Below are 22,316 nucleotides of genomic sequence, written 5' to 3' on the forward strand. Positions count from 1 at the left end.
GCGGAGCGGTCAGATGCATTTTACCGGTTTCGGCAATCCGGCGATCTTGGTGGCTTGTTTAGCCGGCCCCTTCGGGAACAGGCGATACAGATAGCGGCTGTTGCCTTTTTCTTCGCCGTATTTTTGCGCCATGGCCTTGACCAGCATGCGAATCGCCGGGGAGGTGTTAAATTCCTGATAGAAGTTGCGCACGAAGCGCACCACTTCCCAGTGTGCTTCGGTGAGCACGATCTCTTCCTGTGCCGCCAGCAGTGGCGCCAGTCCTTCATGCCAGTCGGCGCTGTTTTTCAGATAGCCCTGCGCGTCAGTGTCGATAACCTGACCTTCAAACTCCAACATACTGCCTCGATAACGGATAATTCGGAACGGCCGCCAGTTTAGCAAATTTTTTCGGCCGCAAAAAACAAAGCCCCGCCGGAGCGGGGCCAGGAAGGCATGCGTAACGTGCGATCAGTTGCTGCGGGCGAAGCCCAGAATGCTCAACAGGCTGATGAACATGTTGTAGAGCGACACGTACAGGCTAACGGTGGCGCGAATGTAGTTGGTCTCGCCGCCGTGAATGATGTTGCTGGTTTCCCACAGGATCGCGCCGGCAGAGAACAGGATGAACAGCGCGCTGATAGCCAGGTGCAGGGCAGGGATCTGCAGGAACAGGTTGGCGATCACCGCCACCAGCAGCACCACAAAACCGGCCATCATCATGCCGGACAGGAACGACATGTCTTTACGGGTGGTCAGCACGTACGCCGAGCAGCAGAAGAAGACGGCTGCGGTACCGCCCAGCGCCAGCATGATCAGGTCGCCCGCGCCGGCGTTCAGGAACGAGCTGAGGATTGGGCCAAGGGCGTATCCCATGAAACCGGTCAGCGCGAACGCCGCCAGAATGCCCGCCGGGCTGTTGGCCAGTTTATGGGTCAGGAACATCAGGCCATAGAAACCGACCAGCATCAGCAGCAGACCCGGAGCCGGCAGACCCAGCATCGTGCTGGCGGTTGCGGTCAGGGCTGAGAAGGCCAGGGTCAGGGATAACAGGAAATAGGTGTTGCGCAGGACTTTATGCGTGCTGAGCAGCGAGTCGCGCGAAGAAGATGAGACGACAATGCGGTCCATAATGCTCTCTCTTATCAAGCCATCACAAAATAATCCCGATAATAGGCAGCGCAAGCGCTTGATTAAAGTTTGTTTACCAATCTTTACCCTTAGTTATCATTACGGCAACAGCGGGGGGAGGTGCGCGTTTGTTCGCCGTTTGCTGCGCCTTCGCCGATTTTTCGCGCGGTTGAACGCGCTTGGGCTTTACAAGCGAATGAGGTCTGTTTATAGTGCGCGTCGTTGCGGAGGGGTGGCCGAGTGGCTGAAGGCAACGGTCTTGAAAACCGTCGACGGGAAACCGTTCCAGAGTTCGAATCTCTGCTCCTCCGCCATACATTCTGACCCCGTGCTCTCTGAGCACGGGGTTTTTTGCTTTTGCGTGCTCAGAAACTGGGGCGCTTTTGCAGGAAACGCGATCGGCTATTGATAAGGGCCACGCATCGGTGAGATTATGCGGTCATCAAGGTTGGCTGCCCGGATGCCTGCTGCTGCCAGGCGCCGCCGGGGTGATAATCAACGCCACCTTATCAATTTCGCTTAATGCTCTTATGGAGACAGAGATGAACTGGTATCAAGTCGCCCTATGGACCATGATATTTTTGAAGTCCGGCGCTTTCCTGGTGTTCGTGTGGTGGTGGATGTTCAAACGCGCGACCAAACCCTATGTGCGCCCGCAAGACGTCGTGGTGGACGATAAGCCGTATGATGAGAACCTCACCATGGAAGAGGTGATGAAAAACCATGGCATCGTTCGGGCTGAAAAACAGCTCTGAGCGTCAAATGCCTGTCTTTCTATAAACCCGAGCCAGTGCGTTCGGGTTTTTTATTCCTGCCCTTTCTCTTTCTGAGTTTTTCTCTACCCAGCATTGATCAGCCCCTATAGCGTTTTATTGGCGTGATTTATCTCTCGGTATATTAAAAAATATACTTCAAAGATGGCTTTGTATTTATAACAAAAGATATATTTCAGTCTGACGCGTTTAGCCTCATCGGCTGATAGAGGGAATAATGGGGATTATTCTTGATATGTATAGATACCCAAACGTAGATGGTATCGCGTTTTTGTCCTACTCCTATATCGGTAGGCCAGATAATTTTTAAGGTAGAAATAAGCTAACCCTGCGTGGGCGCTAAGAGGGTTAATTAAGAAATTTAAGATTTTCTCCTGTGTATTTTTCTTTTTATTTTCAATGGTTTTTTGTTTTTATCTCACATCATACTTCATGAAAAAATGGGTGTACTCATTTAACCTGAGTAGTATGCATGCATACCATGCCCACTCTTTTATGATGCGTAGCTTCCCATCTATTGCCTGATTCATTTTTTTATTGTTGTGAAAATTATTTGATTCGATGTTGCAATCTTTTTGCCTTTGGAATTAATATGTTCTGCGTCTGGCGATGAATGAGATTTTTCCCATTGCTGGATATATTTTTAAATACACTTGGATATATATAAGCATATACCTTCAAATATAAACTTTGAGATGGCAGGATGCTGTCAATGCTCTGCTATTGTCTAAGCTTCGTTAGCCTCTGAACGGTTTAATGGTATAGGTCGTTTTATATATGCTCTTTCAGCGAAGAAAGTAATGGAGTTTATTATGATTAAGCAAGGTATCTCTTTGGCGGTATTGGCTGCCGCGTTAACTTCTGTGAGCGCAACGGCGGCAGATAATTCTGCCGGTGGCGTTATTTCGTTTAGCGGTGCCGTGACGGATACCACTTGTACCATCAACGGTGGAAAAAGCGCTGACTTTACCGTTGCGCTCAGCCCTATTTCCGTCACTGATGCGGGCACCGTCGTCGGGCCAATACCCAAAAACAAGAAAACTTTCTCATTGACGTTCTCCGGCTGTAAGCCGGCGGCATCGGAAGCGGATTCGAAGCTGAAGATCTACTTCTCTTCGGCGAATAATATCTCTACCGACGGAAAATATCTGTTAAACAGCTCTGTTAATGAAAGCGACGCCGCCGTAGCGAAAAACGTCGGTTTCTCTCTTGCCGAGCCGGGTTCATCCACGCCGATTCCGTTGAACGTACCTTATGTCACCAAGATCAAAGGCGATAAAACGGCGCCAGATGCCGAAACGCTGACGCTGGACGTCTATTACTACAAGACCAATGTGACTGCGGCGAAAGTAGGGGAATTGAGCTCCAACGTGACTTACACCATTTCTTACCTGTAATCGCAATTAAGCCAGGCCTGTGCCAGAGGCCTGGCTTCTGAGGTGACTATGAAACAATGCTTAATCTTTGTTGGGCTATTTTTCAGCAGCTTTTTCGCCGATGCCAATATTGTAATTAATGGAACACGTGTTATTTATCCCGAAAAAAACAAAGATGTTATCGTTCAGTTGGTGAACAACGGTAACGATCCGGCGCTCGTGCAGGCATGGATTGATGACGGTGATATAAACTCGACGCCTGAGACGGCAAACGTACCGTTCTTGTTATCTCCACCGGTGGTGAAAGTGGCTGGAAATAATGGCCAGCAATTGCGCATACAGAAAATGGGTGCCGCGCTTCCTGGCGATCGTGAGTCTGTATTTTATTTGAATGTGTTAGATATTCCACCTACGCCGGAGAATTTGCAGGGGGTCAATACGCTGCAGTTAGCCATAAAATCGCGTATCAAGTTATTTTATCGTCCGGCAGGGTTAAGCAGCAACGCTAATGCCATTACGGATTTTATTGAGTTACAGGCGGCAGGAGCGGGATTTAAGGTTATCAACAAAAGCCCTTATTTTTTTACGTTGGCCAATGTTGATCGGAAGGGCAAGAAAAACCTGTTGGTCGATTCAGTGATGGTCGCGCCATTTTCCAGCCTATTTGCCGCGACGAAGTCTGGAGTGAGCCGAAACGTCCCTTATACCCTGCTGTATATCGATGACCTGGGGGCTTATAAATCCAAAGCCATTACTGCCCGCTAACGTGAATAATAGCAATGAAGCTTAAAATAAAATTGCTTTCGATACTGACCGTATCTGCATTCATCTCGCCGAATAAAGCATCGGCAATGAAATTTGACACCTCTTTATTGGCAGGGGCATCCCGCGAGTCAGACCTGTCGCGCTTTTACCTCAACAATGATATGCCGGCGGGAACCCAGACTGTCGACGTTTATGTCAACCAAAGCTGGAAAGGCCGATTCTCGTTGCTGTTCGGCGAGCACCAAGGCGATATCCGCATTGCCGGTCGCGATGCCGCTTTATTGGGCATCGATCTGGACGCATTGCCCGCCGTTGTGGACAACGACCTTATTCCCATTGATAAGTTGGTGCAAGGGGGGCGTTTCGATTTTGAAGTGGCAACGCTTAGCCTGAAGTTGACAGTGCCCCAGTCGCGAGTCATTCGCGCAGAAGCCGGCTATGTTGATGCCAAGTTTTGGGATCGTGGCGTACCGGCGCTGTTGTTGGCTTATAACGCGACCTATTACCACGTGCAATCGTTGCAGGGCGATCAAGCGTCTGCGGACGATTTTTATACCGGCCTGGAGTCTGGATTCAACCTTGCGGGCTGGCAATTCAGAGACAGCAGCAATTTCCGTAGCAGTTCTCGGCAAGGTAGCGATTGGCAAAATAATACTCGCTATGTGCAGCGTGGCTTCGCTGCCATCAAATCAAACTTGACCATGGGCGATTTTTACTCGCCGGGCGATTTGTTCGACTCTATCCGGGTTCGGGGCGGCGCCTTAGCGTCTGACATCAATATGCGACCCAATTCACAGCAGGGGTTTTCTCCGATAGTGCGGGGTGTCGCACAGAGCAACGCCTTGGTGAAAGTGCTACAAAACGGCAACCTTATCTATCAGGAGAACGTCCCGCCGGGCGCCTTTACGTTGGACAACATCTTGCCTACCGGCTCCGCGGGTGATCTGCTGGTGGTGGTCAAGGAAGCTAACGGGCGAGAGCAGTCCTTTACCGTGCCGTTTTCCGCCGTACCCAATATGTTGAAGCAGGGCGTCAGCAAATACGGCCTGGTTGCCGGTAAAGTCAATCAGGCAAATACCGACTACTCTCCTGCTTTCGTTCAGGGCACGCTGCAGTATGGATTCAATAATCTGGTCACCGGTTATGCCGGCACGATCCTCAGTGAGGATTACCGCGCCTGGCTGCTCGGCAGTGGCTGGAACTTGCCGATCGGCGCGGTATCCGTCGATGTGACTCAAGCCTCGACGTCTTTGCAGGATCGCACAGAGGATGGGCAGAGTTTCCGCATTGCCTACAGCAAATTTCTGGATGCCACCGCGACCAACTTCACGCTGGCCGCTTACCGTTATTCGACTAAAGGTTATTACAGTTTCAACGATGCCATCTATACCCATCAAGGTTACCGAGAACGCGACAAACGCTTCCATGACTACTGGAACAGCCAAGATGACGATGAGCTTACACCGCTGGATTTGAATACTTGGGATGCCGTTCGCGCCGCTCGTCCGCGCAATACCTTCAATCTGAACCTTAATCAACGGCTCGGTGAGGGATGGGGAACGCTGTATTTTTCCGGCACCCAGCGTGATTACTGGTCGGATACTAATAAAAGCCGGGAATATCAACTGGGGTATTCAAACGCCTTTGAACGTATCAGCTATAACGTTTCCGCCAGCAGGGTAAGAAACTCCGATCGAAAAGAGGAGACGCGATTTTATCTTTCGCTAAGCGTGCCGCTGTCGATATTCGACAATAATGCCTATCTCAGCACCGGCTTGTCGGCTACCGATTCACATTATCAACAAAGCACGCTGAGCCTGAGCGGTAATGCGCTGGAATCGAACCGACTGAGTTATGCGCTTGCCGGCAGTAATCAAAGCGGTGGCAACAGCATGGCGAGTGTGAATGCTGCCTATCGCACCAACGCGACGACCGTCGGCGGCTCCTACAGCGAATCCTCTGACTATCGACAATTGGGTATGAGCGCCCGCGGCAGCCTGGTGGCGATCCCTTGGCATTTGCTGGCGTCAAACGAAATGGGTAACACCATGATGGTGGTGGACGCGCCTAAAGCCAAAGGGCTGATGGTGAACGGTGACGAAAGTATTGTCACTAACGACGAGGGATTGGCTTTGGTGCCGTACGCGACGCCTTACCGGCAAAACTCCGTAACGTTGTCGGATTCCGGCAATAGCTCCGGGGCGGAGATCGTCGGCAATATCGCCAACAGCGTGCCTTATGCCGGCGCCGTCAACTATTTGAGATTCGAAACCGATCAGCGTCGGCCTTATACGCTTCGCGCCTTTAAACATGGCGATGTCCCCTTGCCATTTGGTGCGGAGGTGGCGGATCAAAGCGGACATGCCATTGGCTTCGTCGGGCAGGCCAGCGTCCTGTATCTGCGTGTGGAACAGCAACCCACGTCGCTGGAAGTCAGGCTGAATGACGGTATCTGCAAGATTGAACGCCCGCAAATCTCGATGGACAGCGCAGCCAACATTTGTCGATAAAAGGATAATTACACCATGCTCAGGATACTCGCACTGACGCTGTCCTTAGTGTTCAGCGGTTACAGTTACGCTTCATGTTACGGCAACGGCATCCAATATGCGCCGCCTATCTACGTCGACTTGTCAGATAAGCTCAGCGCCAAGACACCGGTCTGGGAAGGCAGTTTTTATACGCAATACAGTGGTTCATTTAGCTGTTCAACCTCAAGCAGCGAATTCGGCTATACCCGGATCCTGTCAACCGATAGCTCGAAAGCGACCATTCTGGGGTTCAGTAATGGAAAGTATTGGGTGCGCGCAGAGATAATCAACGATGTCGCTAACAAGAAACTCAGTGGCTGGGGAACGCACAACGCCTCGGAATTGAATGAGCCGATGAATATTCGCTTCAGTCTGGTCAGCAAGACAGGCACATCGATACCCGGCGATACCGTCAGCCTTAAGGACGTGATGTTCGTGACCGATCTGAGCGGAATGTCGTTGCTGGAGATCATTTTATGGCCGGCCAAGCAGTTGCTGAAGATTTTGACCTGGCTGCTCAACGGTTTCAACTGGCCTTACGATCAGCGCGACATGTACGGGCAGCCGATGACTATCAAATATGCGCCTAAAATGACGACCTGTTCTTTCGACAACGCCGGCTTGGCGGTGAAACTGCCGACGCTGGGAGTGTCCCAGATAACTCAGGGCGTGCAAAATGGGCTGACGCCTTTTACGCTCAATTTCAGCTGTCAGAATCGACAAAATGACGGGAAGACCGATCGTGATATCAATATGTTTTTATCCAGCAACAACCTGCTGTCATCGGATAATTCAGTTTTGATTGATAAGAGTGCTGGGGCGGCGAGAGGTGTAGGTATTCGACTGGTGAATGCTAAAACACCAGATGCGCCCGTTATGTTAGCGCTTTCCAACACGGTACAAGGCTCGGCGACATCATTATTTCATGTTGGCGTCGGTAATGCGTTAGATGCGCAATTTTCCATCGGCATGGCGGCCTATTATTATCCTTACGACAAGGTTACCCTGAGCAGCGGGACGATTAACACATCCGCCACGCTTAATATTATATATAAATAAATCTTCTGTTATTTTTAATAATAAAAAACAGGTTGATACGAATAAGAAAAATCTTAACATGGTAATTGATGGCAAATATTATTATTTGAATAATATTGGTTTTTAATCAGGATCTCTATGTTGAGGATGAACTGTATGACGGAACAAATCCAGATCGGTGTTAAGGTGGAAAAGTCGCTAAAAGATGAGGTTGACGTAATTCTTCGCGGTTTGGATATTAAACCGACGACGGCGATAAATGGACTCTATCAATATATTTCGCAGCACGGTGAACTTCCTTTTGTCATATCAACCAGTGTGAAAACACCGAAGGACATCGCCGGAGGTTTGTTCAAAAACCTATTCTCCTTACAGAACACACTTCGCGTATTTTTTGATAAAGTCCAATTAAAACAAAGTATAAGTAGGGGGGAGGTGCTGATCATTCTCGATATACTGCACGATTTCGTCGTTGGATTCCGCCAGAATGCGCAATATCTAGGTATTTCGCCATTTGGCCAGCGTGTCGTCTGGAAGGATGCCGTATGTGCGGTAGAGGGTATTCATGAAATTTTAGAGAATAATGTAAAATACAGTGAAGAAGGTGTTATGTATCTGGATGATTTTTATCTTTCATCGTTGTCCGGGTTGTTGAGCTCATTATGTACTTCTCTGAAGTAAGTTAACCAACACCGATTAACTAACATCGCTTTCATGGGCTGTCTAAAAAACGGCCCATCACGAATGGCAACGGAATGACTTTATGCAAGTGGCTATTTTTTCCGACGATTACTATTTATTTTATGGGATGTCGCAGCTCTTGATACCTTTTGAGGGTATTGAGGTCATTAATCTCTATTCACCCGCCGGTGGTAGAATGCATGCCGTTTATTGTCATGCGGATATGGTTATTGTTTCTTTTTCTTCTATCTGCCGGATTATGAATTTTTTGTCGCATATTATAGACAGACCTGACCATGCTATCGTGCTGACCGGTGTGGAAACGCCGCGCCTCTCGAATTTTAATTGCCTAAAAAAAAACATCGGGTTGGTCGCGTTCACGGAGGCCATCACGTCGTTTGTTGCAAGCGCCAAAGGGCAGCGTCTGTCGTCGAGAGAGATTGCGGTATTGGCCATGCTGTTGGCGGGAAAACCCAATACTCGTATTGCCAAAGCATTAGGCATTTCCGAGAAAACCGTCAGCCAACATAAAATGAATGCCATGCGTAAGCTGGAGATTGAACGTTTTCATCAGTTCATTTTGGCTGCGGATGAGCGAGTTTAATCGCTATCCCACAGGGAGCGTTGGGCCGCAGGAAGAACACCTGTTCACCCGTGTTAGCCTGGGCGTTCGAAAATATGCGCGCCGGCGCCCTGTTGGCCCAAAATATCGTTTGGGTTGCGCAGCGGGCAGTCGGTGAGCGACAGGCAGCCGCAGCCGATGCAGCTGTCGAGATGGTCGCGCAGCACCGTCAGCCGCTGAATGCGCTCATCCAGCGTTTTGCGCCAGGCGGAGGACAAAATTCCCCATTGTTCGGCGGTCAGCTTGCTGCCGGCAGGAAAGCGGCCCAGCGTGGCGCGGATCTCCTCCAGCGGAATGCCCGCGCTTTGCGCGATTTTGATCACCGCGATGTAGCGCAACACCACCGGCGTGTAGCGGCGCTGGTTACCGGCGTTGCGCGTTGCCTGAATCAGCCCCTTGCTTTCGTAAAAGTGCAGCGCGGATACCGTCACGCCGCTGCGCTTCGCCACTTCCCCCACGGTCAATAGCCGATAGGTGTCAATCGGTTCATTTCTTGTCATTCCACGTTCCTCAGCTTGACCTCAAGTTAACCTGAGGTTTTATAGTGCAGCCAGCCAGGCTTGGCAACCGGCATCTCTCGTCACCTGCCTGCGCTGCGTCGGGGGAAGGATGGCTTTGGCTGTAAAATCAGGAAGAAACCGTTACATGATGAAACGATACCTCATTATTGCCGCGCTGCTGGCGGCGCTCGCCGTCGCCGCCGTTGCGATGCGATCCACCGCGCGGCAAAACGAAGGCGCGCCGGCCTATCCGCCGGTGAAAGTGGCGCTGGCGCCCGCCCTGCGTGAACAGGCGGCGCGCAGTTACGCCGGCGTGGGCGAGCTGGAGGCGGCCAGCCAGGTGGCTGTGGCGGCGGAGACCAGCGGCCGCATCACGCGCATTCTGTTCGAATCCGGCCAAACGGTGCGGCAGGGGCAACTGCTGGTGCAGCTCAACGATGCGGTCGAGCAGGCTGAGCTGGTGCGCCTGCAGGCGCAATTGCGCAATGCCGATCTGCTGTTGGCGCGCATGCGCAAGCTGATGAACCTCAACGCCACCGCGCGGCAACAGCTGGACGATGCGCTGGCCGAACGGGATATGGCGCTCGGTGCGGTGCAGGAAACGCAGGCCAAAATCGCGCAAAAGGCGATCCGCGCGCCGTTCGCCGGCACCATCGGCATTCGCCGCGTGCATGAAGGGCAATACCTCAACGCCGCCGACGCGGTGGCGAACCTGGTGGACGCCGATACGCTGCGCGTCAACTTCTCGCTGGACGAACAAAGCAGCGCCGGGCTGGCGCTGGGGCAGGCGGTGTCGGTGCAGGTTGGGGCGTATCCCGATCGCGCTTTCCCTGCCGCCATTACCGCTATCGACCCGATGATCGGCAAATCCCGCACCGTGCAGGTGCAGGCGACGTTGACCAACCGCCAGGGGTTGCTGAAGGCCGGCATGTACGCCGGCATTCGCGTCACGCAGCAGCAGCGCGTGGCGGTGTTGACGGTGCCGGAAACGGCGCTGACCTACACGGCCTACGGCGATACCGTGTTCCTGGCGCAGCAGGGTGAAAAGGGCATGACGGTCAAACGCGTTTCGGTCGCCGTGGGTGAGCGCAACGACGGGCGCGTCGAGATCGTCAGCGGCCTGCAGGAAGGCGATCGGGTGGTGACCTCGGGCCAGCTCAAGCTGAGCGACGGCATGGCGGCCGAGCCGGTGGCGCAGGATACGTTGAACGCCGCCCAGGCTGGTTCTTGAGGAGAGACCGATGACATTTACCGATCTGTTCGTGCGCCGGCCGGTGCTGGCGCTGGTGGTCAGCACCCTGATCCTGCTGTTCGGCGCGCTGGCGCTCAGCCAACTGCCGATCCGTCAATACCCGCTGTTGGAAAACTCCACCATCACCATCAGCACCGACTATCCCGGTGCGTCGTCCGAGCTGATGCAGGGCTTTGTCACGCAGCCGATCGCCCAGGCGGTGTCGTCCGTCGAGGGCGTTGACTACCTTTCATCCTCGTCGGTGCAGGGGCGCAGCGTGGTGACGGTGCGCATGGCGCTGAACCGCGATTCGACCCAGGCCTTGACTGAAGTGATGGCCAAGGTCAACCAGGTGCGCTATAAGCTGCCGGAGCAGGCTTACGATCCGGTGATTGAGCGCTCCGCCGGTGAAGCTACCGCCGTCGCCTATGTCGGCTTTTCCAGTAAAACGCTGTCCACGCCGGCGCTGAGCGAATACCTGACGCGGGTGGTGGAGCCGATGTTCACCACTATCGACGGCGTCGCCAAGGTGGAAGTGTTCGGCGGGCAAAAAATGGCGATGCGCCTGTGGCTGGACAGCGATCGGCTGGCCGGCCGCGGCCTGACCGCCGCCGACGTGGCCGACGCGGTGCGGCGCAACAATTACCAGGCGGCGCCGGGCAAGGTGAAAGGGCAGTATGTGGTTGCCAACGTGCGGGTGAATACCGATCTCACCAGCGTGGAGGAGTTCCGTAACCTGGTGGTGCGCAACGACGGCAACGGCCTGGTGCGCCTGAAAGACGTCGGCACCGTGGAGCTGGGCGCCGCAGCCACGGAAACCAGCGCGCTGATGGATGGCGAACCGGCGGTGTTTCTCGGCGTCTTCCCCACGCCGACCGGCAACCCGCTGGTGATCGTCGACGGCATTCGTCACCTGATGCCGGCAATTGACAAGATGCAGCCGCCGGGCGTGAAGATGGCGCTGGCGTTCGAAACCGCACGCTTTATCCAGGCCTCGATCGATGAAGTGGTGCATACCCTGCTCGAAGCGCTGGCGATCGTGGTGGCGGTGATCTACCTGTGTCTGGGATCGCTGCGCACCGTGCTGATCCCGGTGGTGACCATTCCGCTGTCGATCCTTGGCGCCGCCGGGCTGATGCTGGCCTTCGGCTTCAGCGTCAATTTGCTGACGCTGCTGGCGATGGTTTTGGCGATCGGTCTGGTGGTGGACGACGCCATTGTGGTGGTGGAGAACGTGCATCGCCATATCGAAGAGGGGAAAACGCCGCTGGCGGCGGCGATGATCGGCGCGCGCGAAGTGGCGGGGCCGGTGATCGCCATGACCCTGACGCTGGCGGCGGTCTACGCGCCGATCGGCCTGATGGGCGGGCTGACCGGCGCGCTGTTTCGCGAGTTCGCGCTGACGCTAGCCGGCGCGGTGGTGGTATCCGGCGTAGTCGCGCTGACGCTGTCGCCGGTAATGAGTTCTCTTCTACTGCCGGCCAAACAGAGCGAAGGGCGCGTGGCGCGCGCCGCCGAGTGGTTCTTCGGCGGCCTGACGCGGCGCTATGCGCGCGCGCTGGATTTCTCGCTGCACCACCGTTGGGTGACCGGCGTGCTGGCTCTGCTGGTGATGATCAGCCTGCCGCTGCTGTACCTGATGCCGCAGCGCGAGCTGGCGCCGACCGAGGATCAGGCCATCGTACTGACCGCCATCAAGGCGCCACAGCACGCCAACCTGAACTATGTCGAGCGTTTTGCGTACAAGCTGGACGAGGTTTACAACCGCATGCCGGAAACCGAAAGCCGCTGGATCATCAACGGCAGCGACGGCACCGCGTCCGGCATCGGCGGCATCAACCTGACGCTGTGGCAGGCGCGCCAGCGCTCGGCGTCGACGGTGCAGGCCGATCTGCAACGGGCGGTGAACGACGTCGAAGGCACCAGCATTTTCGCCTTCCAACTGCCCGCGCTGCCGGGCTCCACCGGCGGGCTGCCGGTGCAGATGGTGCTGCGCACGCCGCAGGACTACCCGCAGCTGTATCGCACCCTGGAAGAGGTGAAGCAGAATGCCAGAAACAGCGGCCTGTTTATGGTGGTGGACAGCGATCTGGACTACAACAACCCGCTGGCGGAGGTGCATATCGACCGCGCCAAGGCCAACAGCCTCGGGATACGCATGAGCGACATCGGCGAATCGCTGGCGGTGCTGGTGGGGGAGAACTACCTCAACCGCTTCGGCATGGACGGGCGCGCCTATGACGTGATCCCGCAGAGCCTGCGTGAACAGCGGCTGACGCCGCAGGCGCTGGCGCGGCAGTACGTTCGCACGCAGGACAATACGCTGGTGCCGCTCTCCACCGTGGTGTCGGTGGCCGTTAAGGTCGAGCCGAACAAGCTGACCCAGTTTAACCAGCAGAACGCCGCCACCCTGCAGGCCATCCCCGCCCCCGGCGTTTCGATGGGCGAAGCGGTCGCCTTCCTCGAGCGGCAGGCCAATGCGCTGCCGGCCGAATTTAGCCACGACTGGCAGGGGGATTCGCGCCAATATACCCAGGAAGGCAGCGCGCTGGCGTTCGCGTTCTTGGCGGCGTTGGTGATCATCTACCTGGTGCTGGCGGCGCAGTATGAGAGCCTGAAGGATCCGCTGATCATCCTCATCACCGTGCCGCTGTCGATCTGCGGCGCCTTATTGCCGCTGGCGCTGGGTTACGCCACGATGAATATTTATACCCAGGTCGGGCTGGTGACCCTGATCGGGCTGATTAGCAAGCACGGTATTCTGATGGTGGAGTTCGCCAACGAACTGCAGATGCATCAGGGGTTGACGCGGCGCGCCGCGATTTTGCAGGCGGCGCAAATTCGCCTGCGGCCGGTGCTGATGACCACCGGGGCGATGGTGTTCGGCTTGATCCCGCTGCTGTTCGCCAGCGGCGCCGGCGCCGCCAGCCGCTTCGGTCTGGGGCTGGTGATCGTGTCCGGCATGCTGGTGGGCACGCTGTTCACCCTGTTTGTGCTGCCGACGGTGTACACACTGTTGGCGCGCGATCACGCGGTGGCGTCGCCCCGGCAGCGTGAGTTGGCCGCCGCGCAAAAGGCGCTGACGGAATAAACCGCCGGCGCCCGAATGAAAAATAAACCCGCCGAGGCGGGTTTTTTCGTCAGTTTTTGCAGCCCATCAGCTCCGGCAGGACGCCGGGCTTGCTCTTCAGCGAGGCCTGTACGTCGTCCGGCAGACCGGCCCAGATGATCAGGCCGGTACGCTTCTCGATCTCGTCCACCGTCACGCGGAATTGGCAGAAATCGGCGCCCTTCGGCGTGTTCTGATCGAACAGGAAGGCGGCATAGTGGTTTACCGCCGGGCTGTTGTTGATGAAAATCACCTTCCAGTAGGCGCTGGGGATGGTGTGCGCTTTCTGGGTGCCCGGCAGTTTGCCCATATCGCGTTCATACAGCGGCCCGGTCACGGTATAGACCGAGGAGATATCGGCGCGATCGATCAGCTTGCGTTCCTGATCTTCCAGCCGCGCCCAGGCGCCCTGGTTAAGATCGGACTTTTGCGGCGTGATGTTGGACAGGTAGTTCAGCGATTCCCAGTCGGAAACGCCCGCCAGCGAGGCCAACGGCGCCTGATGGCCGCGATCGACCTTCAACGCCGCATTGGCACCGGTGTAATCGGCGGGCGCCAGGGTATCCGCCGGATTGAGCGCCGGGTCGGTTTTCCAGTTGCGCGTCTTGCCGCTGGCCGGCGTGTCTTTGGTGATGTGATAGGCCACCCAGTTGGCGAACTTGGTGGTGCTGTTGTTGTTCAACGTATAAGCATGACGCACGATCGACACGTTGCTGCTGCCGCCGGTCGGGCAGCCGACCGCGCAGTTGTCGATGGATTCGAGCGTGTCGGCCGACGCCTGTACGGCGAACAGCAGGGCGGCCAGGGCCAACATCTTGTTGTTAAAGCGCATATTCATATCCTCAATAAGTTAAAAAATACTGTATATATTTACAGTAAATTAAACTTATCGCAGTGAAACGAATACAACAATGCAACATATTCATGTTGCGAATGTGTCAGCGTTAGCAGAGCGGAACGGCGCCTTACACGCCGCTTGGCCGATCAAAAACGCCAAAATGCGCGTGAACAAAGGATCAGCATCGGATAGATCTCGAGGCGGCCGAGCAGCATGGCGGCGCACATCAGCCATTTCGCCGCATCGTTCAACGTGCCGAAACCGGCGGCGGTTTCTCCGTACCCCAGCCCCATATTGTTGATGCAGGCGGCGACGGTGGCGAAGGCGGTGACCAGATCATAGCCCATCAGATTCAGCAGCCAGATAAACAAGCAGGTGAACAGCACATAGAGAAAGAAGAAGCTCCAAACGGAGCGCAGCGTTCGATCCTGGATCGGTGCATTGCCGACCTTGATGGTATACATGGCGTTGGGATGGACCAGCTGGTTGATCTCGAGCCGGCTTTGCTTGTACATGATCAGAAAACGCAGTGCTTTAATGCCGCCGCAGGTGGAGCCGACGCAGCCGCCGAAGAAACTCGCCGCCAGCAGCAGCATGATGGTATGGGACGGGATCCGGGTGTAATCGGCAATCGCCAGGCCGTTGTCGGTCATCATCGAGCTGGTGAGGAAAAAGCCGTGCACGAAGGCGTCTTTGGCGCCGTACATGCCTGAACGGTACAGCTCGATACACACGATCGCCACGACGATGGCCAGAATCAACAGGAAAAAGCGCAGCTCGGGGCTGCGGTACAGCGGTTTCAGGCTGCGGCGGCCGACGGCCACGAAATAGAGCGTGAAGTTCACCGCCGCCAGAATAGAGAAAATGCCGCCGACCATTTCCACTGCTGAACTGTCGTAGTACCCCAGGCTTTCGTTGCGGGTGGAAAATCCGCCGAGCGAAACGGTGGAAATGCCGTGGCATAACGCATCGAACCACGGCATGCCCGCCAGACGAAAGGCGACGGTACAGGCCAACCCCAGCCCAAGGTAGATCAACCACAGGTTTTTCGAGGTATCGGCCAGGCGTGGCGTCAGGCGTTCCTCCTTGAACGGGCCGGGCATTTCCGACTGGTAAAGTTTGGCGCCGCCGATGCCCAGCAGCGGCAGCACGGCGACCGCCAACACGATAACCCCGAGGCCGCCGATAAAATTGAGCTGGGAACGGTAGTAGAGGACCGATTTGGGTACGTTCGAGACGTCATTCAGTACCGAGGCGCCGGTGGTGGTGATGCCGGAGACCCCCTCAAACATCGCGTCGACCAGCCGGACGTTCAGCGTATCATCCAGCCACAGCGGCAGGGCGCTGATCGCGGAAAACAGCAGCCAAAACATCACGATGATCAGAAAGCCGTCCTGAGTGCGCAACTGCACTTTCGACTGGCGGGTGCTGAACCAGCCCAATCCGCCGAGCGTGGCGGCCACGACCAGGGTATAGAAGAATGAGAAGGCGCTTTTTTCTTTATACAACAGGCCCATCAGCAGGGGCGGGATCATCGAAAGGCTGTAAAGAAGGACCAAAAAGCTGCAAAGATGAATGACGACCAGGATTTGTTTGGTTCTGACCATGCTGTTGCTCGGAATGCCTGCCGACAATGTGTCAATTTATTGAAGTGTATCAAGCATAAAGCAGGCGATATAAAAATAGCGTAAAAATTCATATCGCCGAATAAATATGGCCGGTGAGCCTGCCGGGGAAGACGTTATTCCAGCAGGTCGTTGACCGTGCGGCGCACATAGTGCGTCATTTGCGCCAGATCGTCCGGCGACACCGGGCCGCCGCCGGCGCGCACCACCTGCTGTTCAATCTGGGCGATCTCTTGCTCGACCTTGTTGGCGATTTGCACCTTGACTATCTTGTCCACCGAAGACAGCAGCACCTTCAAGACCACTTTCAGCGCGATGTTCTCGCAGAACGAATCGTAGTGATGAACCGGCGGCGGCGGGGCCGGAGCCGGCTCGGGCGCGCGCGGAGCCAGAGCCTTGAAGCTGTCTACATTTTCAATAATAAGATCCATGTCTCTTATTAGTTCATCAAAATCTTTAGACACTGACTTATTCCCTTCGCTGTGCGCAAAAAACAGAACGCCCGTCCTCGCGCCTAAGGCTGACAAGCGACGGGCAGAACGAATTCGGGCCTGGCCTTCAGACGCTGAATGGCCGGGGGAGGGGCATTCTAACCTTGCGGCGGGTCGGCAACAAGATGGGGCCGTGCGAATGCGCGGCCCTTTGAATCACAGGCGCAGGAGGGTGCTTAACTTTTCAGCTTGGCGGTGATTTTTGCCACGTGCTCGCCCTGATAGCGGGCAATGGTCAACTCTTCGTTGCTCGGTTGCCGCGAACCGTCGGCGCCGGCGATGGTGGTGGCGCCATACGGGGTGCCGCCGCGTACCTGCGAAACGTCAAACAGCTCTGGCGTGGCATAGCCGATCGGCACGATGATGAAACCGTGGTGCGCCAGCGTGGTCCAGGTGGAACTGATGGTGTGTTCCTGGCCGCCGCCGGTGCCGGTGGAAGAGAAGACGCTGCCTACCTTGCCGTACAACGCGCCGGAAGCCCACAGGCCGCCGGTCTGATCGAGGAAGGTGCGCATCTGCCCGGCCATATTGCCGAAGCGGGTCGGCGTGCCGAAGATAATGCCGTCATAGTCCGCCAGCTCCTGCGGGCTGGCGACCGGCGCCTGCTGATGTTGTTTGCCCCCTGCTTTGGCAAAGGCCTCCGGCGTCATGGTTTCCGGCACGCGTTTAATCGTCACGTCCACGCCGTTAACCCGATTCGCGCCTTCGGCCACCGCCTGCGCCAGGTGTTCGATATGGCCGTACATTGAGTAATAAAGCACCAACACTTTCGTCATGTTCCGAACTCCCGCTCAGATGATTAACAAAAACCCTTGATAAGCATAGAAGCGAATGACGAATTTGGTTTTGTCGAATGGCGGATTCAGGGCAAGCGCCGCAGCTTGTGCGCCAGCCGCTGTTCCTGCCAGCGGCTGAAGACATTGCGCAGCAGCAGGGTACGAACCGCCCGCATGACCAGCGCGAGGCTCATGCCGCCGATAGCCCACAGCGACCAGAGATATTGCGGATGGGTAAACCAGTTGATGGCGAACAACATCACGCCAATCACGGCGAAACGCACCGCCATGCTCAGCAGTTTGCCTTCTGCCGCGACCTGGCGACGAATGCGCTGTTCGTCAGGCGTCTCCTCCTCCATTGCCTGTTGCGGCTGCGCATTGAGATCGCTGACCTGCACGCCCAGCGCGGCAGCGATCGCGGTCAAGGTTTCCAGGCTGGCCTGTTCACCGTTTTCAATCCGCTGGACGGTGCGGGTGCTGAGGCCGGCGATCGTCGCCAGCTGCTCCTGCGACCAGCCTTTTTCCAGACGTAATGGCCTGATGCGGTACTTTTGCATGGTGCACTCCTGAGTTCGCTGTCACTGTCATTCAGTGTAGGGCGAGCGCGGTGGCGGCGCCACGACAGCGGCACGACAGCGACACGACATCCGCCGCCGGTGCGGGCCGGTGGGCGGTCAGAAGGCGACGTTGCGGATAAAACGCAGGGGCAGGTCGCCGTGGTTGGCGTAAGCGTAGCGTTGATCGCTGTTGAAGGTTTGCGCGGCGCCGGCGGTGAGCGTCAGCGTATCTTGTTCCAGCTCCAGCGTCAGGGTACCGGCAATCACGTAGATCATTTCGCTCCAGCCTTCGGCGTCCGGCGCAGAGTCATAGCGCTCGCCCGGCATCAGCGTCCATTCCCACAGCTCGGCCCGCTGCCGCGCCGGTACGCTGGCGGCGAACAGCGCCTGGCTGCCCGGCTGCGCGCCTTGCCAGGCCAATTCCCCGACCATATGGCTGCCGCGCGCCTCCGGCGCCTGGATCAGATCGGTAAAGGAAATCGCCAGGGCGGCGGCGATCTTGTCGAGCACGGCCAGGCTGACGTTGCGATCGCCGGCCTCGATGCCCGCCAACATGCGACGGCTGACGCCGGAAAGCTCGGCCAGCGCCATTTGGCTCAGGCCCGCCTGTTGGCGGTAGCCGCGCAGATTGCTGCTCAGGTACTGCAGCACCTTGGGGGGATCGGTTTTTGCGTTATGCGCCGTATTGCTCATCGCCGGACTTTATCTCATACTGGCAGGATCTGTGCATTATATTGCACTCAGCAGGAAGGGCAAGCCGGTGTCAGCAGCAAAAAAATCCTTTATTTCCACCATGGTTCCGCAAATCAGGCTGCCGGAAGCGGTATTGATTTTCATCACCATGATCTGGGGCGGCACCTTTTTGGCGGTGCATCACGCGATGCAGGTCAGCGGGCCGTTCTTTTTCGTCGGCCTGCGTTTCGCCACCGCTACGCTGGCGCTGACCCTGTTTTCGCTGCGCGTGTTGCGCGGCCTGACCCTGTATGAACTGAAGGCGGGCGGGCTGATTGGGCTGGCGATTATGTTTGGTTACAGTATGCAAACCGTCGGCCTGCAGACTATCACCAGCAGCCAATCGGCGTTTATCACCGCTATGTACGTGCCGATCGTGCCACTGTTGCAATGGCTGGTGCTGGGGCGGTTCCCCGGCATCATGTCGTGGATCGGCATTCTGTTGGCCTTTACCGGCCTGATGCTGCTGGCGGCGCCGAGCAGCACCGACATGACGCTGAGCCTCGGCGAAATTCTGACGCTGGCCGGTACCCTGGGGATGGCGGCAGAGATCATTCTGATCGGCGCCTTCGCCGGTAAGGTGAATATCCGCCGGGTGACCATCGTGCAGCTGGCGACCGCCTCGCTGACCTCATTTTTAATGATGGCGCCGACCGGCGAGTCGCCGCCGCCGTATTCGGATTATCTGCTGTACAGCGCCATTGGGCTGGGGCTGGCCAGCGCCTTGATTCAGTTGACCATGAACTGGGCACAGCGCAGCGTTTCGCCGACGCGGGCCACGGTGATTTACGCCGGCGAACCGGTCTGGGCCGGCATCGTCGGGCGGTTGGCCGGCGAGCGTTTGCCGGGCGTGGCGTTATTGGGGGGGGCGTTGATCGTGATTGGGGTGGTGGTCAGCGAGCTGCGCGTGCGGCGCAAGGATAAAGCGGCGGTGGCGACGGAAGCGGATTAGCGCGGAGGCTTAGAAAGAAGAAAGGGGCGGAGATATCCGCCCCTTTTTGCATCACGCGGTTTTCTTCTTGCGCAGGAACACGTAAGACAGACCGAGCACGATGAACCACAGCGGGGTGACGATCAACGCCTGGCGGGTGTCTTCGCGCAGCGACAGCAGCACCAGCACGAACACGAAGAACGCCATGCATACCCAGCACATCAGTTTGCCGGCCGGCATCTTGTAGATCGATTTCTGGTGCAGCGCCGGGCGCTGTTTACGGTAGACCAGATACGAGCACAGGATGATGGTCCAGACGAACATGAACAGAATCGCCGATACGGTGGTCACCAGGGTGAAGACCGTCATCACGTTCGGGATCAGGTAAATCAGCACCACGCCACCCAGCAGGCAGATGCAGGAGAAGGTGAGGCCGTTGGCCGGCACCGCGCGCTTGGACAGAGTGGCGAACGATTTTGGCGCGTCGCCCTCCTGCGCCAATCCGAACAGCATGCGGCTGGTGGAGAACACGCCGCTGTTGGCGGAGGAGGCGGCGGAGGTCAGCACCACGAAGTTGATCACGCTGGCCGCGGCAGGCAGGCCGATCAGCACGAACAGTTCAACGAACGGGCTCTTGTCCGGCACCACGGAGCTCCACGGCGTCACCGACATGATGACGATCAGGGAGAACACGTAGAACATGATGATGCGGATCGGAATCGAGTTGATGGCGCGCGGCAGCGATTTCTCCGGATCCTTGGTTTCTGCGGCGGTGGTGCCCACCAGCTCAATGCCGACGAAGGCGAATACCGCAATCTGGAAGCCGGCGAAGAAGCCGCTGATGCCTTTCGGGAACATGCCGCCATCATTCCACAGATGGGTGAATGAGGCCACGGTGCCGGTCGGCGACTGGAACTGCATGGCGATCATCACCAGCCCGGCGACGATCAGCCCGACGATGGCGACGATTTTGATCATCGCAAACCAGAATTCCATTTCGCCGAACATCTTCACCGTCGCCAGGTTAAGGCCGAGCAGCAACAGCACGCACAGCAGCGAAGCGATCCATTGCGACAGCCCGGGGAACCAGAACTGGGCGTAGGCGGTAATCGCTACGACGTCGGCGATGCCGGTGACCACCCAGCAGAACCAGTAGGTCCAGCCGGTGAAGAAACCGGCCCACGGGCCGAGCAGATCCGCAGCGAAATCGCTGAACGATTTGTATTCCAGATTGGACAGCAGCAGCTCGCCCATGGCGCGCATCACGAAGAACAGCATAAAGCCGATGATCATGTACACGAAGATGATCGAAGGGCCGGCCAGGCTGATGGTTTTACCTGAGCCCATAAACAGACCGGTGCCGATGGCGCCGCCGATGGCGATCAGTTGAATATGTCGGTTAGTGAGGTTTCGCCGTAGATGATCTTCTGAAGCGGGCGTCGCGTCAGTCGCTATTTTAGAGTGATCTACCATCTGATGATGTCCTGTTTTACCTGTCATTAGTGAAGTCGCGAGCTCTGAAGTGGCTCTTTTTTATACATTTATCCGGTTGGCCCGGCTTTAGTAAGGTAGTGCAATAACGCCACCTTTGTGCAACATGTTTACAACATTTATACGCGGGATAAAAGTCGATCAATCTTTACACGGAGGAGGCAAATCGGACGTTCAGGGAGCGGAAGATTACTCTTCAAAAGGTGGGATTAATAGACCTTATGCGGCTTATCTCGTTGATTAAACAAAGGGTTGTAAAATTCGCATGAGAAAAAGTAATGAGTGTAAGCGTTTGACAGCGGCATTGGCGAGGAGGACAATTTATCTCGTTGGGTCGTTAGCTCCGTCGGTAGAGCAGTTGACTCTTAATCAATGGGTCACAGGTTCGAACCCTGTACGACCCACCAACCAAATCAGCGTGTTACGCCCAGGCTTTTCTCCGTTTCTTCCCGCATTGCGCCGTTTTAAGCGCGCATTCTGCAAAAAAATTCGCATTTTTCGACTGATGTTCAGAAAGGTGATCTGGCGCAAACTGAGGTGTTGCACGGCAGTTTATACGGCAAGAGAGGCTGTGCGCTGGCGCAACGTCGGCGCATGGGGCGGTCATTTGCCCAAGAATCTTTCAGGTCAAGATGCGGGGAATAAATGCGCAGCCGACATCAAGATCAGCGCCCAGGCGGCGGCCGAGAGTGCGGCGGTGGCATAGACGCGCCCCAGCGGCAGCTTCAGCATGCCGGCCATCAGCGGTACGGTATAGCGCATTACCGCCAGAAAACGCGAGGCGAACAGCAATGGCAACCCGCGCTTTTGCAGGGCACGCTGGGCTTTGTGCAGCGGCGCATGAAAACGCGCCGGTAGCCGGCTGCCAAGATCGCGGCGGCATAGCAGCGCGCCGCAGTGGAACGACAAGATCGATCCCAGCGCGGCCCCGAGGGTGATGGCCGCCCAAACGGCGCTGACAGGCAGCGCGTGCTTGCCCGCAACGATGCCCATCAGCAGCGTGACCGAGGCGGGCGGCAGGACGGAGGAAACGAAGATCACGGATTTACCCAGCGCAAACAGGAAAATCAGCAGCAGCAACATCTCCGGCTCCGGGGTGTATTTGGCGATAATGTGCGTCAATTCATCCATTTAACACC

21 protein-coding genes and 2 tRNA genes are annotated in these 22,316 nt (G+C 56.3%); 12 read left to right on the plus strand and 11 right to left on the minus strand.

The window, feature by feature from the left end; all coding sequences use genetic code 11:
- Positions 1-9: 9 nt before the first annotated feature.
- Complete coding sequence (tusE, locus tag EKL15_RS03100) at positions 10-339, minus strand: sulfurtransferase TusE (RefSeq protein ID WP_100396514.1); 330 nt, start codon at positions 337-339, stop codon at positions 10-12.
- Positions 340-450: 111 nt separating this feature from the next.
- Complete coding sequence (yccA, locus tag EKL15_RS03105) at positions 451-1,110, minus strand: FtsH protease modulator YccA (RefSeq protein ID WP_004928091.1); 660 nt, start codon at positions 1,108-1,110, stop codon at positions 451-453.
- A gap of 226 nt (positions 1,111-1,336) precedes the next feature.
- Between yccA and EKL15_RS03110 the strand changes: the two genes are divergently transcribed.
- The 8 genes from EKL15_RS03110 (at position 1,337) to EKL15_RS03145 (ending at position 8,878) form a co-directional block, all read left to right on the plus strand.
- Positions 1,337-1,424, plus strand: a tRNA-Ser gene (locus tag EKL15_RS03110).
- Positions 1,425-1,652: 228 nt separating this feature from the next.
- Positions 1,653-1,865 carry a hypothetical protein gene (locus EKL15_RS03115; protein WP_060419649.1) on the plus strand — a complete coding sequence of 71 codons (213 nt, stop codon included), beginning with the start codon at positions 1,653-1,655 and terminating at the stop codon, positions 1,863-1,865.
- 818 nt (positions 1,866-2,683) lie between these two features.
- On the plus strand, positions 2,684-3,280 hold the full coding sequence (locus EKL15_RS03120) for a fimbrial protein (RefSeq protein WP_369803984.1): 597 nt from the start codon (positions 2,684-2,686) through the stop codon (positions 3,278-3,280).
- Between the two features lie 48 nt (positions 3,281-3,328).
- Entirely contained in the window at positions 3,329-4,024 is a 696-nt protein-coding gene (locus tag EKL15_RS03125) for a molecular chaperone (protein ID WP_100396515.1), read from the plus strand.
- 14 nt (positions 4,025-4,038) lie between these two features.
- On the plus strand, positions 4,039-6,534 hold the full coding sequence (locus tag EKL15_RS03130; RefSeq protein ID WP_100396516.1) for a fimbria/pilus outer membrane usher protein: 2,496 nt from the start codon (positions 4,039-4,041) through the stop codon (positions 6,532-6,534).
- Between the two features lie 15 nt (positions 6,535-6,549).
- Complete coding sequence (locus EKL15_RS03135; protein WP_084826470.1) at positions 6,550-7,614, plus strand: fimbrial protein; 1,065 nt, start codon at positions 6,550-6,552, stop codon at positions 7,612-7,614.
- A 135-nt stretch (positions 7,615-7,749) separates the two neighbouring features.
- Positions 7,750-8,274 (plus strand): hypothetical protein, encoded by a 525-nt coding sequence (locus EKL15_RS03140; RefSeq protein WP_145958023.1) that lies wholly within the window; start codon positions 7,750-7,752, stop codon positions 8,272-8,274.
- Positions 8,275-8,356: 82 nt separating this feature from the next.
- A complete protein-coding gene (locus tag EKL15_RS03145; protein WP_089185781.1) occupies positions 8,357-8,878 on the plus strand; it encodes a helix-turn-helix transcriptional regulator in 522 nt (173 codons plus the stop codon).
- 53 nt (positions 8,879-8,931) lie between these two features.
- Here the strand turns inward: EKL15_RS03145 and soxR are convergent, their stop codons facing one another.
- The gene (gene soxR, locus EKL15_RS03150; RefSeq protein WP_100396517.1) at positions 8,932-9,396 is read right to left on the minus strand and encodes a redox-sensitive transcriptional activator SoxR; all 465 of its coding nucleotides are present in this window, start codon (positions 9,394-9,396) and stop codon (positions 8,932-8,934) included.
- Positions 9,397-9,541: 145 nt separating this feature from the next.
- Here soxR and EKL15_RS03155 point away from each other — a divergent pair, with 145 nt between their 5' ends.
- Both EKL15_RS03155 and EKL15_RS03160 read left to right on the plus strand, forming a co-directional pair.
- Positions 9,542-10,627 (plus strand): efflux RND transporter periplasmic adaptor subunit, encoded by a 1,086-nt coding sequence (locus EKL15_RS03155; RefSeq protein WP_060440252.1) that lies wholly within the window; start codon positions 9,542-9,544, stop codon positions 10,625-10,627.
- 10 nt (positions 10,628-10,637) lie between these two features.
- On the plus strand, positions 10,638-13,718 hold the full coding sequence (locus tag EKL15_RS03160) for a MexW/MexI family multidrug efflux RND transporter permease subunit (protein ID WP_203088770.1): 3,081 nt from the start codon (positions 10,638-10,640) through the stop codon (positions 13,716-13,718).
- A gap of 49 nt (positions 13,719-13,767) precedes the next feature.
- Here EKL15_RS03160 and EKL15_RS03165 read toward each other — a convergent pair whose 3' ends face one another.
- The 6 genes from EKL15_RS03165 to EKL15_RS03190 all read right to left on the minus strand — a co-directional run bounded on the left by EKL15_RS03165 (position 13,768) and on the right by EKL15_RS03190 (position 18,716).
- A complete protein-coding gene (locus tag EKL15_RS03165; protein WP_038875289.1) occupies positions 13,768-14,568 on the minus strand; it encodes a DNA/RNA non-specific endonuclease in 801 nt (266 codons plus the stop codon).
- 152 nt (positions 14,569-14,720) lie between these two features.
- Positions 14,721-16,181, minus strand: a complete 1,461-nt coding sequence (locus EKL15_RS03170; RefSeq protein ID WP_060419630.1) for a TrkH family potassium uptake protein — start codon at positions 16,179-16,181, stop codon at positions 14,721-14,723.
- Between the two features lie 134 nt (positions 16,182-16,315).
- Positions 16,316-16,630 (minus strand): hypothetical protein, encoded by a 315-nt coding sequence (locus EKL15_RS03175; RefSeq protein ID WP_016928271.1) that lies wholly within the window; start codon positions 16,628-16,630, stop codon positions 16,316-16,318.
- Between the two features lie 236 nt (positions 16,631-16,866).
- Positions 16,867-17,466 (minus strand): NAD(P)H:quinone oxidoreductase, encoded by a 600-nt coding sequence (gene wrbA, locus EKL15_RS03180; protein ID WP_049201633.1) that lies wholly within the window; start codon positions 17,464-17,466, stop codon positions 16,867-16,869.
- An 86-nt stretch (positions 17,467-17,552) separates the two neighbouring features.
- Positions 17,553-18,023: a helix-turn-helix domain-containing protein gene (locus tag EKL15_RS03185; RefSeq protein WP_049272896.1), complete on the minus strand. Its 471-nt coding sequence runs from the start codon at positions 18,021-18,023 to the stop codon at positions 17,553-17,555.
- 117 nt (positions 18,024-18,140) lie between these two features.
- Entirely contained in the window at positions 18,141-18,716 is a 576-nt protein-coding gene (locus EKL15_RS03190; RefSeq protein ID WP_060440248.1) for a helix-turn-helix domain-containing protein, read from the minus strand.
- Positions 18,717-18,783: 67 nt separating this feature from the next.
- Between EKL15_RS03190 and EKL15_RS03195 the strand changes: the two genes are divergently transcribed.
- A complete protein-coding gene (locus EKL15_RS03195) occupies positions 18,784-19,707 on the plus strand; it encodes a DMT family transporter (RefSeq protein WP_203088772.1) in 924 nt (307 codons plus the stop codon).
- A 51-nt stretch (positions 19,708-19,758) separates the two neighbouring features.
- Here the strand turns inward: EKL15_RS03195 and cycA are convergent, their stop codons facing one another.
- The gene (cycA, locus tag EKL15_RS03200; protein ID WP_070913933.1) at positions 19,759-21,159 is read right to left on the minus strand and encodes a D-serine/D-alanine/glycine transporter; all 1,401 of its coding nucleotides are present in this window, start codon (positions 21,157-21,159) and stop codon (positions 19,759-19,761) included.
- Positions 21,160-21,508: 349 nt separating this feature from the next.
- On the opposite strand from cycA, the gene EKL15_RS03205 reads away from it, so the two are divergent.
- Positions 21,509-21,584 (plus strand) — tRNA-Lys (locus EKL15_RS03205).
- Between the two features lie 220 nt (positions 21,585-21,804).
- Here EKL15_RS03205 and EKL15_RS03210 read toward each other — a convergent pair.
- Positions 21,805-22,308: a DedA family protein gene (locus EKL15_RS03210; RefSeq protein ID WP_100396520.1), complete on the minus strand. Its 504-nt coding sequence runs from the start codon at positions 22,306-22,308 to the stop codon at positions 21,805-21,807.
- Between the last annotated feature and the right edge of the window lie 8 nt (positions 22,309-22,316).

The organism is Serratia sp. 4542 (assembly GCF_016805595.1).
GTDB lineage: Bacteria > Pseudomonadota > Gammaproteobacteria > Enterobacterales > Enterobacteriaceae > Serratia > Serratia nevei.